At 45.5% G+C, this 12,352-nt stretch carries 12 protein-coding genes and 2 pseudogenes; all 14 read left to right on the forward strand.

Features of this window, described 5'->3' with window-relative positions; translation table 11 throughout:
• Nucleotides 1-118: 118 nt before the first annotated feature.
• Entirely contained in the window at nt 119-1,027 is a 909-nt protein-coding gene (locus DYD54_RS00705; protein ID WP_063513339.1) for a polysaccharide biosynthesis/export family protein, read from the forward strand.
• A 64-nt stretch (nt 1,028-1,091) separates the two neighbouring features.
• Nucleotides 1,092-1,721, forward strand: coding sequence for a capsular polysaccharide export protein, LipB/KpsS family (locus DYD54_RS00710; protein WP_167541379.1), 630 nt, complete (start codon nt 1,092-1,094; stop codon nt 1,719-1,721).
• Nucleotides 1,706-1,867, forward strand: coding sequence for a capsular polysaccharide export protein, LipB/KpsS family (locus DYD54_RS11875; protein WP_370446603.1), 162 nt, complete (start codon nt 1,706-1,708; stop codon nt 1,865-1,867). The genes DYD54_RS00710 and DYD54_RS11875 overlap by 16 nt, the downstream gene beginning before the upstream one ends.
• Before the next feature lie 93 nt (nt 1,868-1,960).
• Nucleotides 1,961-2,425, forward strand: a pseudogene (locus DYD54_RS00720) (capsular polysaccharide export protein, LipB/KpsS family); the annotation flags it as partial.
• Between the two features lie 56 nt (nt 2,426-2,481).
• Nucleotides 2,482-3,009, forward strand: a complete 528-nt coding sequence (locus DYD54_RS11335) for a capsular polysaccharide export protein, LipB/KpsS family (protein ID WP_256594018.1) — start codon at nt 2,482-2,484, stop codon at nt 3,007-3,009.
• A gap of 152 nt (nt 3,010-3,161) precedes the next feature.
• Complete coding sequence (locus DYD54_RS11670; protein ID WP_228703571.1) at nt 3,162-3,455, forward strand: hypothetical protein; 294 nt, start codon at nt 3,162-3,164, stop codon at nt 3,453-3,455.
• A 303-nt stretch (nt 3,456-3,758) separates the two neighbouring features.
• Nucleotides 3,759-4,282, forward strand: a pseudogene (locus DYD54_RS11675) (capsular polysaccharide export protein, LipB/KpsS family).
• A gap of 106 nt (nt 4,283-4,388) precedes the next feature.
• Complete coding sequence (lepA, locus tag DYD54_RS00735) at nt 4,389-6,188, forward strand: translation elongation factor 4 (RefSeq protein ID WP_063513343.1); 1,800 nt, start codon at nt 4,389-4,391, stop codon at nt 6,186-6,188.
• A gap of 291 nt (nt 6,189-6,479) precedes the next feature.
• Entirely contained in the window at nt 6,480-7,316 is an 837-nt protein-coding gene (gene lepB, locus DYD54_RS00740; RefSeq protein WP_370446604.1) for a signal peptidase I, read from the forward strand.
• A gap of 22 nt (nt 7,317-7,338) precedes the next feature.
• On the forward strand, nt 7,339-8,106 hold the full coding sequence (gene rnc / locus DYD54_RS00745) for a ribonuclease III (protein ID WP_063513345.1): 768 nt from the start codon (nt 7,339-7,341) through the stop codon (nt 8,104-8,106).
• Nucleotides 8,107-8,198: 92 nt separating this feature from the next.
• A complete protein-coding gene (era, locus tag DYD54_RS00750; protein ID WP_036361891.1) occupies nt 8,199-9,200 on the forward strand; it encodes a GTPase Era in 1,002 nt (333 codons plus the stop codon).
• 5 nt (nt 9,201-9,205) lie between these two features.
• Nucleotides 9,206-9,964, forward strand: a complete 759-nt coding sequence (gene recO, locus DYD54_RS00755; protein ID WP_063513346.1) for a DNA repair protein RecO — start codon at nt 9,206-9,208, stop codon at nt 9,962-9,964.
• A gap of 21 nt (nt 9,965-9,985) precedes the next feature.
• Nucleotides 9,986-10,720 carry a pyridoxine 5'-phosphate synthase gene (gene pdxJ / locus DYD54_RS00760; RefSeq protein WP_063513347.1) on the forward strand — a complete coding sequence of 245 codons (735 nt, stop codon included), beginning with the start codon at nt 9,986-9,988 and terminating at the stop codon, nt 10,718-10,720.
• Nucleotides 10,721-11,043: 323 nt separating this feature from the next.
• Nucleotides 11,044-12,345: an OmpA family protein gene (locus tag DYD54_RS00765; protein WP_063513348.1), complete on the forward strand. Its 1,302-nt coding sequence runs from the start codon at nt 11,044-11,046 to the stop codon at nt 12,343-12,345.
• Nucleotides 12,346-12,352: the final 7 nt, after the last annotated feature.

Consider the following 12,352-nt stretch of genomic DNA (forward strand, 5'->3'; position numbering starts at 1 on the left):
ATGCTGATCGGCGTATCATTATCGCAAAGTGCGTTTGCTAATCCAGCGAACAATGTGGGTCGCTTGGCTGCGTCGTGGATGGTCGTCAAGTGCCTGCTGAGGCCACAAATCTGAAGCGGTGGCAGCGGCAAGCCTAGGCTCAAACTCCATCATCAATAATTCAGGCAATTATCAACCGGTAAATACTAAGCCACGTATTTTTGGTGAGCAATTATTCCGTGGTGTCTTTTCGACCACGTCTGGCTCGACGTTCAACGACAGTTACGTGATCAACCCTGGCGATAATGTTCAGGTTCGCATGTGGGGCGCGTATCAATACGCAGCCACGACGACAGTCGATCCGCAAGGCAATATTTTCTTGCCGAATGTCGGCCCTGTCAAAGTGGCGGGGGTGCAAAATGTTGTGCAAACCGCCATCGGCCGCATTTGTCGCTCTAATGTCGGTGTGTATGCATCTTTGGAAAATGCCCAGCCTGTGAAGGTTTTCGTGACCGGTTTTGTTAAGCAACCTGGTTATTACGGTGGCTTGGCGGCAGACTCGGTACTAAGTTATTTAGACGGAGCGGGCGGTGTTGATCCTAAGCGTGGTAGTTATATTGACATTCAGGTGCGCCGCGCTGGGCAACTGGTTCAGCAGATTAACCTTTATGAATTTTTGATCGCAGGCCGATTGGCGCCATTTGCGTTCCTTGATGGTGATGTGATCCATATTCCATTAAAAACATCGGTCATCACGGTCAATGGACAAGTTCGCACACAGGGCGCACTTACTTATGATGCGCATTTGACCGTAGGCGATTGCATTGCAAAATCTGGCCGGTTTGATGATAATGCAGACAGCGAACAAATTCTTGTCATGCATCAAAATGGTGAAAGCAGTGTGGTTAATACCGCCTATCGCATCCAAGAGGGTGACGAAATCATGGTATTGCCAAAAGTCAAAACGCGCCGCGTAGAGATTGCTCGCGGGCTTTCTCAGATTATTTATCAGCTTGCTGTGGCGACCGGTGTGATCGTTGGTCTGTGATTTAATGACCTTTATACCAAAAAAACTCACCATAGCAACCAAGGGGATTATCAAGAGTAATCCCTTGCTTCATATTGCGCTTAATGCTGACCTTTACCATAATGATGCTCAGGCTGATGCGGTATTTGTTTGGGGTCAAAAGCCCAGCAGTCTAAAAGCTAAGAAGTTTGCCAAAGAGAATAATCTACCACTGATTACCGTTGAAGATGGTTTTTTGCGTTCATTATCCGCTGGCACTGATACGGTTGTTGCTAGCTTTATTGCGGATGATTTGGGGGTGTATTTTGATTTAACTTTGCCAAATCGCCTGCAGCATCTCATCTTTGAATGTATGAGTCATTGGGATGATCATAAACAAAATTACGCGCATAGCTTAATCGATAAAATCATCACGCATCGCCTGTCTAAATATAATGAATCCCAAGATGCGCCAAACCTAACGAGGATTTCAGGCAATGATCGCATGTATGTGTTGATTATTGATCAGGTAGCAGGTGATGCGTCCATCCAAGGCGCTGGCGCAAATAAAGAAAGTTTTCTTGCGATGCTTACTCATGCGCGATCTCAATACCCTGATGCGAATATCTGGATCAAAGCTCATCCTGCCGGCAAAGGGTATTTTTCACAAAATGACATTGAGCAGCCTTTTACCTTACCGAGAAATGCAATCCCATCGTACTGCTTGAGCAGGTAAGTACTGTATATACGGTTAGCTCTCACATAGGTTTTGAGGTGTTACTGCTTAATAAAAAAGTGTATTGTTTTGGGGTGAATTGGTACAGCGGTTTTGGGTTGACTGATGATGATTTTATCAAGGATAGCCACATTTATAAAACATGAAAGATATCTTTTGTACAAGATTTTTTGGGCTTTGATGCGGTAAATCTCATCATTAAACCAAGAACGAGATGGCGCCTATTTTTGACTGATGGTATGAATACCAAACGTGTTCAGCGTGATGATAAAAAGGCATTAATCCCCCTGTCTGATGAGACAAGCTATGTCACGTGGGGGCTAAAAAGCAAAAAATCACTTACTGATAAGCTGCAAAACATGGGCAAGCAAGCATCTAGAATCTGGTGTATGGAGGATGGCTTTATCCGTTCCAATGGCCTTGGTGCAAGCTTAATTGCGCCGCTATCGGTGGTGATGGATGATGTGGGGATTTATTTTGATGCCAATCATCCAAGCCGGCTTGAGTATATTTTAACAAATATCCACCTAGCTGATGAGCAAATTCTTCGTGCACAGAAATTGCAGTATCTCATGCTGACCAAGCGAGTCAGCAAATATAACGTTCAAACCAAAAATCATGAGTTTGTTCAGAAATTATCACACCTAAAAACCATAAAACCCAACAAAACCGTACGTTTGGTTGTGGGTCAAGTCGAAGATGATGCATCTGTGCAAAGCTGCGCAAGCGTGATCAAAAAAACAGCGAGCTACTTACCAAAGTGCGGGCTGACTTCCCTGATGACATCATCGTCTATAAGCCACATCCTGATGTGGAGGCGGGGCTGCGTATCGTTCGCGCTAACAATCACGATCTTGCGGATCTGGTGGCATCCGATGTTGCCATGCCTGACTGTCTTGATGGGTGCAATGTGGTGCATACGATCAGTTCATTGACGGGGTTCGAGGCGCTGCTAAGAGGCCTTGAGGTGGTTTTTTACGGGGTGCCATTTTATGCAGGTTTTGGGCTGACGACAGACGTGGTTGAGTCTGATAATACCGCCAAAATTAACGCACTGAATCACCGCCACCGAGTAGATGGACTAACGCTGCCAGAGTTAATTTATGGCGTTATTGTGGAATATCCTTTGTATCATTTACCTCATGGGCATGGCTTGGCGCAACCCGAAGACGTGATCGAATACATGTATAATCAATCAAGCTTTGGTGTATCTATTCCTTGGCAATCAAGGATGTGGCAGTCAATCAAAACTAATGCCATGCGGTTACGCAAATTCACAAAACAATAAAATGGATTGTGAAAATTATGTTAAAATAGCGCATTATTTTAGCCAAGATAAGCATATTTGAGCCATTTTCTAAGCAATCATGTCCGCCACTATTAAAACTTATTGCAGCACAAGAACGTCTTGCTCTTACAGGGCAAAATGGGGGCGTTTTTTTGTCGTTTTGCAACGTTTTGATGGAGCAAGGCAAACAAGTTCGTAAGATTAATTTCAATGCTGGCGATGCATTTTTTTATTGCCATAAAGATCAAATGGATAATTATCGCGGCAAGGCGGCGAATTTTGATGTATTTTTGGTGGAAATTATTCAAAAGTACGACATTGATGCGGTGGTATGTTTTAACGATTGTCGTCCTTATCACACCATCGCAAGCAAAGTAACTATCAAGCTGGGCGTGTCCTTTTTGTATTTGAAGAGGGCTAGCTGCGCCCTGATTATATCACGCTAGAAAAGCACGGCATTAATGGATATTCAAGGCCTAACCCAGCACTAATCGATACCCTAAAAAAGCCAACGATCAACCCAAATATACGGCGAATCGTTTTTGGCGACTGTGCGTTTCAAGCATTATTTATTACATTGTGGTGTTTTTGGGGCAATCGCGCTATCCACATTATGAGCATTATCGGGGTCTGAATATCTGGCAGGAGATGCTGGCGTGGATCATAGCACCTATACGCAAGGCATTGCGTTATTTCCCCGATAAGAGCTTGCAACAACACCTATTAATGGCGCAGAAAGCTTTTATTTGGTGAGCCTGCAGGTTCATAATGATTCGCAAATTACTCATCATAGTGATTATGCAGATGTGCGCGAATTCATCGCCGAAGTGCTGGCAAGTTTTGCCATAAATGCACCAAATGGCACCAAGATTCTCTTTAAGCATCATCCTTTGGATCGGGGTCATCGTGATTATAGAGCCTATATCCGGCGTACAGCGCGCGCTCGGTATTGAGAGCTGTTCTTTCATGGCTGCGACATGCATCTGTCAAGCCTGATTCGTGCCAGCATCGATATGATTACCATCAATAGCACGACAGGACTTCAGTCCACCTACCATCAAAAGCCCACCAAAATCATGGGGCGTGCACTCTATGACATCAAGGGTCTTCTGATCAGCAGTCATTAGACGTATTTTGGGCGAACCCTGTCGCGCCCAATCGTGAATTTTATCTAAAATTCCGTGAATATCTCGTCGAGCAAACCCAGATCAACGGCTCATTCTATGGCGCGTCACCTTGGACGATCGCCTATCTTGATGACAAAAGTAACTAAGCCGTCACTAATTATCAAAAAATCCCTTAAATCATTCAATTAGCAGTGTTTTTAAATTAAAAAACTGCTACAATATCCTGTTATTATTTTATTTTTAATTGCACTTATGACCGATCTAACCCACATTCGTAATTTCTCGATCATTGCTCATATCGACCATGGCAAGAGCACTTTGGCCGACCGCTTTATTCAGGTCTGCGGCGGCTTGTCCGACCGTGAAATGCAAGCGCAAGTCCTAGATAGCATGGATATTGAGCGTGAGCGCGGCATCACGATTAAGGCTCAGTCGGTTACACTGTACTATAATCATCCCAATGGTGAAAAGTATCAGCTAAACTTCATCGACACGCCAGGCCACGTGGACTTTAGTTACGAAGTGTCACGTTCATTGGCGGCTTGTGAAGGTGCGCTATTGGTCGTTGATGCTGCACAAGGCGTTGAGGCTCAGTCAGTGGCGAACTGCTATACAGCGGTGGAGCAGGGACTTGAAGTGCTGCCTGTGCTTAATAAAATTGATTTGCCTCAGGTGGAGCCTGAGCGCGTAATCGAAGAGATTGAAGACATTATCGGCATTGAGGCGGTAGAAGCGCCACGCGTCTCGGCCAAGACAGGCTTGGGCATTGACGAGCTACTCCAAACACTGGTGGAGAAAATCCCTGCACCCACAGGCGATCGCGATGCGCCATTGCAGGCATTGATTATCGACTCATGGTTTGATAATTATCTAGGTGTGGTGTCATTGGTGCGTGTGCGCGAAGGTCGGGTAAAAACCGGCGATCGTATTTTTGTAAAATCGACAGGCGAGTCGCATCTGGTAACATCTATCGGTGTCTTTACCCCAAAACGCTTAGAGACAGGGATTCTACAGGCGGGCGAAGTTGGCTTTGTGATTGCGGGTATTAAAGACATTCAAGGCGCGCCTGTGGGTGATACCATTACGCTTGCCAAGACGCCAGAAGTTGAGAACATTCCAGGCTTTCAAAAGGTAACACCGCAGGTCTATGCAGGGATGTTCCCAATCGACTCAAGTGACTTTGAAAAATTCCGTGAAGCCTTACAAAAACTACAAATCAATGATGCGGCACTGTTCTTTGAGCCGGACACTTCTGATGCGCTGGGCTTTGGTTTTCGTTGTGGCTTCTTGGGCATGCTTCACATGGAGATTATCCAAGAGCGACTTGAGCGCGAATACGACCTTGATTTGATCACCACCGCACCGTCGGTAATTTATGAAGTGGTCAAGAAGAACGGCGACATTGTCTATGTGGACAACCCATCGCGTCTGCCAGATGTGGGCGTCATTCAAGAATTCCGTGAGCCGATCGCTCGTTGTCATATTCTTGTGCCTCAAGAGTACTTGGGTAATGTGATTACTCTTGCCATTGAGCGCCGCGGGGTTCAGGTGGACATGAAGTTCATGGCGCGCCAAGTTCAGGTGATCTTTGATATCCCGATGGGCGAAGTGGTGATGGATTTCTTTGATAAGCTAAAATCAGCATCGCGTGGTTTTGCATCACTCGATTATGCATTTGAACGTTATCAAGCAGATAAACTGTCTCGTGTGGACGTGCTTATTAATGGCGAGAAAGTTGATGCGCTTGCCATGATTTCTCACCAAGAGCATGCGCGCCGCCGTGGCGGTCAGCTGGTCGAAAAAATGAAAGAGCTGATTCCTCGTCAGATGTTTGATGTGGCAATCCAAGCCGCCATCGGCAGCCAAATCATTGCACGTTCGACCGTTAAAGCGATGCGTAAAGACGTACTTGCCAAGTGTTATGGTGGTGACGTAAGCCGTAAGAAAAAACTGCTAGAAAAACAAAAAGCAGGTAAAAAACGCATGAAGCAAGTTGGCTCGGTGGAAATCCCACAAGAAGCGTTCTTGGCGGTGTTAAAAGTCGATAGCTAATTGATGAATTAAATAAAGGGTAGCGTTGTGGAATTTGATATTAATCTTGTGCTTGTACCGGTGACGTTGGTGCTGCTTGTGGTTTGGCTTGTTGATAAGTTTGCCCTAAAACAGCATCGCGTGGCAAAAATTGCCAACAAAAATCTACTCACGGTACAGCAGCAGCTAAAATCAAGCCAAAATAACCTACAAACTGCCCTAAAACAACATCAGCTAAATGGCGATGTTGATACATTGGTTGTCACGGATGCCACGCCCCAAGCTGTCAAAGACGCACATCAAGCCTACCAAATCGCCAAACGTGATGCAACGCTTGCCAAGGTTAATCAAGAAACTGCGGGCGAGAATGTGCTTATACGCTGGGCGTATGAGTTTTTACCGATTCTGCTGATTATCGTGTTTGTGCGCTCGTTTGTGATTGAGCCATTTAACATTCCATCTAGCTCTATGGTGCCGACATTGTACACGGGCGATTTTATTGTGGTGAATAAGGCATCTTATGGGCTTCGCCTGCCTATTACGCACACTAAGATTGTCGATACTGGCAGCCCTGAGCGTGGGGATGTGGCGGTGTTCCGTTACCCGCTTGAGCCGAAACGTTACTACATTAAGCGCGTGATTGGCTTGCCTGGCGATACGGTATCTTATAATAATGGTGTGCTATCCATTAACGGCGAAGCTGTCACCACAGAGCAGACCAGCTACAGTATGGATGAGCCTTTGGTGAATAAACTGTTGCCAGCGCAAATCGGCAGTCATGTATTTAGCGATGAAGAGCGTGCAAGATTCGGTCAAGAAGAAGAAAATTACGCGCGCTATTACCAAGAGAGCCTAGGCAGTCATCGTTATAACGTCCGCTATATTGGCGATTTAAATTCATCAGCAGGCGGTCAATTCCTACAAGATAACTCGCCTGATGTCATCACAACAGAGGGCAGACAGTGGACGGTGCGCGTGCCTGAAGGTCAGTACTTTGTGCTTGGCGATAATCGCGACAGTAGCCAAGACTCTCGTTATTGGGGTTTTGTGCCTGAAGACAATCTCTCAGGTAAGGCAACTTATATTTGGATGCATAAGGAGCCTGGCTTTAAGCTGCCAAGTTTTGGGCGAGCAGGTGCGATTGATTGATGTTAATTTCATTGGATGAAAAATGACCAACCCAAATAAATCATCCTCTAAGGGAAATACAACCATGCTGGATAAATTGCCTCATTTTGCCAATTTTGAGCAGGGGCTGCCGGTGCTGTCTGAGAAGCTAAATTATCAGTTTCGTGATATTGGCTTACCACGTCGTGCTTTGACGCATCGTTCTTATAATCCCAAAGAAAGCTATGAACGTCTTGAGTTTTTGGGCGATGCTTTGCTTGGGCTCATCATTGCAGAAGCCCTGTTTACGCATTTTCCGCGCCATGATGAGGGTAAGCTTACACGCATGCGTGCCACTTTGGTGCGCCAAGAGACGCTGGTTCAGATCGCTGAGAAGCTTGAATTATCACGCCATCTAATCTTGGGCGTGGGCGAGCGTAAGGGCGGCGGTCGTCATCGTGCCTCAATCTTGGCAGATGCTGTTGAGGCGCTGATCGCAGCGGTCTATCTAGACAGTGGCGACATGAATTTGGTCAAAGAGCTTGTCAAAGTCTGGTACGAATCATTGATCCTAGAAGTGGGCGAGGAAAAGGTGTTAAAAGATGCCAAATCTCGCCTTCAAGAGTGGCTACAGGGCAATCGACAGTCCTTACCGACGTATGAGCTTGACGAAATCATTGGCAACGCACCGAACCAAAAATTCGTCGTAACCTGCCGAGTGAATCTAGACGGCATCAAACCCATCACTCAGACAGGCGAATCGCGTCGCATAGCAGAACAAAAATGCGCCGAACTGATGATAAATCAGCTCAACAAAACTCAAAATTCATAATATTCAGCCTAGTCAAATTACCAAATCCGCCTTTAAAAACGGGCGGTTTTGTGTTTTAATAGGCTATTAAATATCTAAAAACAAGGTAGCACATGACCGATAACAACCAAGCGCCAGAACCTGCCAATGATGATATGATCACGGCATTTTTTGAAAATAGCGCACCCACCATTAGCGATGATTTTAAATCAGGTTTTGTGGCGATCGTTGGTCGCCCGAACGTTGGCAAATCAACGCTCATGAACCACTTACTTGGACAAAAATTATCCATCACGTCGCGCAAGCCTCAGACCACGCGCCACCGTATACACGGTATTTTGACTGATGATGAGATGCAGATTGTGTTCGTTGATACCCCAGGCATTCACAGCAAGGAAGTAAAAGCCATCAATGAGCGCATGAATAAGGCTGCGGTATCGGCCTTGTCTGATGTTGATTTGGTGCTATTTGTGGTGGATGGCTTGCAGTGGCGCGAAGATGATCTATTGACGCTAGAGAAATTGTCAGCGACCAATCTGCCCGTCGTGCTGGTCATCAATAAATCCGACACTGTCAAAGACAAAACACAGATGCTGCCATTGATCGAAGGATTTAGTGAGAGTTTTGATTTTGCAGATATTGTGCCGGTGTCAGCATTACGCGGGCATAATTTGGACAGATTAAAAGAAGTGATCGGGCAGTTTTTGCCGGTGCGTCCGCCGATTTTTGACCCTGAGCAGATCACCGATCGTTCCGAGCGCTTCTTGGCAAGTGAAATTATCCGCGAGAAAATCATGCGTGCATCAGGCGATGAAGTGCCGTATGATTTGACCGTACAAATCGACACCTTTAAAGACGAACCTGCGCATAAAGATCCCGAGACGGGCAAATGGCGTAAAGCAGTGACCTTCATCGATGCGACCATCTTTGTCGAACGTGCAGGTCAAAAAACCATCATCATTGGCGATAAAGGCTCAAGAATTAAACAGGTCGGTATCGATGCACGCAAGGACATGGAGGCGCTATTTGACCGTAAGATTATGCTGACGCTTTGGGTAAAAGTCAAAAAAGGCTGGTCCGATGATGAGCGCGCCTTGACGAGCTTGGGGTATTAATTTTCTTGCGCCAACAACCACTGACAGGCTATATTCTGCACGCCAGAGCTTATCAAGAAAAACGCGCAATTTATCAATTTTTTAGCAGCGAGTTTGGCGTGGTGAGCGGTGTGGGTGCGCGTGGCATGCCGTCTTTTGTGCCGATGACCCTATTCGCCACAGGCAAGAATGCGCTAAAATCTTTCACCCAAATACAGCCCTCGCCAGAAGTTAGCCTTACGCCCATCATGGGTCAGACTCAGTATGCGCTACTCTACATGAATGAGGTGTTGTCTCGACTGCTGGTGCCTGAGAGTCCTTGCGAGGTGCTTTGGCAGGTTTATCATGATGAGATCATGCAGCTTCGGGGGCTTGGTGTGATTGAAGCTTGTGATTCTCTTAGTGATCTAAAACAGGCACTCAGACGGTTCGAGAGGGCGCTATTTGATGAATTGGGTGTGAGTCTTGATTTTGAATGTGATGGTTTGGGTGAGAGTATCGAATCCGATGGTTATTATCGTTTCGTGCCTGAAGTTGGCTTTGTGCCAATTGGATCGACATTGATTAATAAAGCCAATGATGAAGGCAAAAAATTAAGCCGAGTATCATACCTAGGTTCAGATCTACTAGAGATGGCGCGTGCGCAGAGTAATCAGGATTTGTATGTCAAGCATCTACAATCGTTTAGTCAGTTACAGCGCGATGTGATGGACTATCTATTAGAATATAAGCCGCTGCACAGTCGTAACTTATGGCGACAAAGCTTGCAATATCAGTCTGTATAATTTGATTTAAAAGGAAAAACTATGTCTAAGCCACTGCTTGGGGTAAATATCGATCATGTAGCGACACTAAGAAATGCACGCGGCGTACATTATCCTTGCCCGATCGAGGTGGCGCTCATCTGCGAGCAGGCGGGTGCGGACGGCATCACGCTGCATTTGCGTGAAGATCGCCGCCACATTAAGGATGTGGATGTCTATGCGATGAAAGATAAGCTTAAAACCCGCATGAATCTGGAGATGGCTGTCACGGACGAGATGCTTGCCATCGCTCTTGATGTTAAGCCTACTTGGGTCTGCCTAGTTCCCGAAAAACGCCAAGAAGTGACCACAGAAGGCGGGCTTGATGTAACTAACTTGCCAGAGCTGCCTCAATTCATCAAAAAACTACAATCAGCGGGTATTTTAGTATCATTATTTATCGACCCTGATGTGCATCAGATTGATGCCGCCATATCATGCGGCGCCGACGCGATTGAACTTCACACAGGTGCGTACGCACATGCAGATTTAGATAAGGATGTGCAGACGCTTAACCGCGAATTAGACCGTATTCGCGAAGCGGTGGCGTATACTAAGTCAAAAACGGATAACATGCTTATTAATGCAGGACATGGATTAACCAGAGATAACGTCGCAAATATCGCTCAGATAGACGGCATCCATGAGCTGAACATCGGCCATTCCATTATTGCGGATGCTGTATTTATGGGGATTGACCGAGCAGTCAAAGAAATGCGAGCCGCATTTGTGGCGTAATTGACAAAATTGTAAGCAAATGTGTTATAATAACACCGTGAGTTCCGCTTAATCTTGGATAATAAGCGTTTGAGTTTCTATTCATGATTAAGCGGCGATTTGTAAAAAATCAACATCTTTATGTAACATTGTGTAGCTATTACAAAAAAAAGGCTTGTAAAATCCTTAAAATGCCGTTAAGCTACCTATATCTATCAGAAATAAACGTTTTGCCTTACTGCGGTAAATTATGGTTGGCAGAGGCGATTAGTTAATGGTAGAATATCACATGGTAATGTTGTGTTACACATTCTTAAAAACCAACCGTTCCTTTGGAGGAATTTATGAAACTAAATAAAATCGCTCTGGCGGTACTTGCTACTGCAGCGACCGCTGCTTCTGCTGGTGTAACTGTGAGCCCAGTACTACTAGGCTACCACTACAATGACGAAGCTCACGACAAGCAACGTGAAGTGCTACGTACTGGCAAGCAATTAGACCCAGATCATCAAGTAAAAGATGGTGTTGCTCTTGATAGCGATCTGTGGATTGGTGCAGGTCTTGGTGTAGAACTTACCCCATCTACTCAATTACAAGTAGAATATGCTGTTTCTAACAGCGACGCAAAAGCTTCTGATCGCTCATTCAATCTAGACGCTGCTAATCGTTTTGATTCTGAGCAACGTACTATCAGCGGTAACTTCCTAATTGGTACTGAGCAGTTCACTGGTTACAACCCTAACACTAAGTTCAAGCCTTATGTATTGATCGGTGCTGGTCAACAAAAAACTAAAATCGAAAACCAAGCAGCCTATAAAGCAGATAATGCTAATGCACCATATGGCAAAATTGCTAAAGATCAGAAAGTAACTGCTGGTACAGAAGTAACCACTTCAAAAGACACCATTGGCAACATTGGCTTGGGTGCTCGCTACCTAGTTAATGATGCATTGGCACTTCGTGGCGAAGTTCGTGCAATCCATAACTTCGACAATAAATGGTGGGAAGGTCTAGCTCTAGCAGGTCTAGAAGTAACTCTAGGTGGTCGTCTAGCACCAGCAGCTCCTGTAGCTCCTGTGGCAGAAGTTGTTGAACCTGTAGTTGTTGTTGAACCTGTAGTTATTGTTGAAGACAATATCGTTGACAGCGACAATGACGGTGTTCCTGATCATCTAGACGCCTGCCCAGGCACTCCTACAAACGTAGTTGTTGATGCACGTGGCTGCCCAGTACAAGTTAACGTAAACGAAGAACTACGTCGTGAACTACGTGTATTCTTTGATCGTGACAAGTCTGCTATCAAACCACAATTCCGTGAAGAAGTAGCGAAAGTTGCGCAATCTATGAGAGAATTCCCGAACGCAACTGCTGTAATCGAAGGTCACGCATCTAAAGACAGCAACCGTTCAAGTGCTAAATACAACCAACGTCTATCTGAAGCACGTGCAAACGCTGTTAAGTTAATGCTATCTAACGAGTTCGGCATTGCTCCTAACCGTCTAAATGCTGTTGGTTATGGCTTTGATCGTCCAATCGCACCTAACACTACTGACGAAGGTCGTGCACTTAACCGTCGTGTAATCGCGGTTATCTCTGGCAACAGAACTTCTACTGTAGAACAAACTAAAGACATGGTTGTACAATAATTAACCC

It is taken from the genome of Moraxella ovis (assembly GCF_900453105.1).
GTDB lineage: Bacteria > Pseudomonadota > Gammaproteobacteria > Pseudomonadales > Moraxellaceae > Moraxella > Moraxella ovis.